Source organism: Kitasatospora sp. NPDC093558, from assembly GCF_040683475.1.
Taxonomy (GTDB): Bacteria; Actinomycetota; Actinomycetes; order Streptomycetales; family Streptomycetaceae; genus Kitasatospora.
Genome location: NZ_JBFBDY010001393.1, coordinates 1 through 1,052, shown reverse-complemented (window position 1 = coordinate 1,052; position 1,052 = coordinate 1). Strand labels below are relative to the sequence as shown.

Annotated in this window: 1 protein-coding gene and 1 pseudogene; both read left to right on the top strand. The window is 76.6% G+C overall.

Features of this window, described 5'->3' with window-relative positions:
* Nucleotides 1–338: pseudogene (locus AB0O00_RS41265) on the top strand (hypothetical protein); the annotation flags it as partial.
* Between the two features lie 4 nt (nt 339–342).
* On the top strand, nt 343–978 hold the full coding sequence (locus AB0O00_RS41260; RefSeq protein WP_363659784.1) for a DUF4255 domain-containing protein: 636 nt from the start codon (nt 343–345) through the stop codon (nt 976–978).
* The last annotated feature ends 74 nt before the right edge of the window (nt 979–1,052 follow it).

Genomic DNA, 1,052 nt, shown 5'->3' with positions numbered 1-1,052 from the left:
CCGCCACCGCCACCCTGACCGTCGTCGACCCCGCCGTCACGCTCGACCCGAAGGTCGGCCCGCCCGGGCTCGTCACCCTCGCCCACGGCACCGGCTTCCCGCCCGGCGCCACCGTCCGCCTGCGCTGGAGCGCGGGCGTGACCGCGGCCGCCGCCCCGGTCACCGCGGCCCCCGACGGCACCTTCACCGCGCCCGTCCTCGCGCTCGCCCAGGACACCCTCGGCCCGCGCGAGCTGATCGCCACGCTGCCCGACCTGCCCGCCCTCGGCGAGGTGCGCACCGGCTTCGTGGTCGTGCCCGGCGTCCTCCAGCCCCAGCAGTACCAGGAGCGGCGGTGACCCGGTGATCCACGAGGTCGACGAGTCGCTGCGCGCCCTCGTCCGGTCCGAGGCCCTGGACGGCACGGACGTCGAGCTGGTCTTCGACGCGCCCACCCGCGACTGGGCGGCCCGGCGCAACACCCCCACCGTCAACCTCTACCTGTACGACATCAGGGAGGACCTGCGGCGCGGCTCCCGGGGGCGGCAGAACGTCTACGACGAACGGGGCACGGTCGTCGCGCGGACCCTGCCGCCCCGCTACTTCAAGCTCTCCTACCTGATCAGCGCGTGGACCCAACGGCCCGAGGACGAACACCGGTTGCTGTCCGCGCTGCTCGCGTGCTTCCTGCGGCACACCGCTCTGCCGTCCGCCGCCCTCGGCCCGACGCTCGCCGCCACCGGGCTGCCCGTCCCCGTCGCCATCGCCCTGCCGCCGCCCGAGGACCGGGCCTTCGCGGACGTCTGGACGGCCCTCGGCGGGGAGCTCAAGCCCTCGCTGGACGTCGTGGTGAGCGCGCCCTTCGCCGTGGCCCCGGTCTACCGGGCCGGGCCGCCCGTGCGGGAGGGCCTGGTGCTGCGCAGCGGCGAACTCCCCGACACCGCAGCGGAATCAGACGCGGCGGAATCGGCTGCGCCGCGCCGGCGGAGGGTGCGGTGACCGGTCCCGGCCTCGCCCACCTGCTGGAGCGGCTCGCCCTGGTCGAGGAGCGGGTGCGCCGGGCCGTCGCCGCC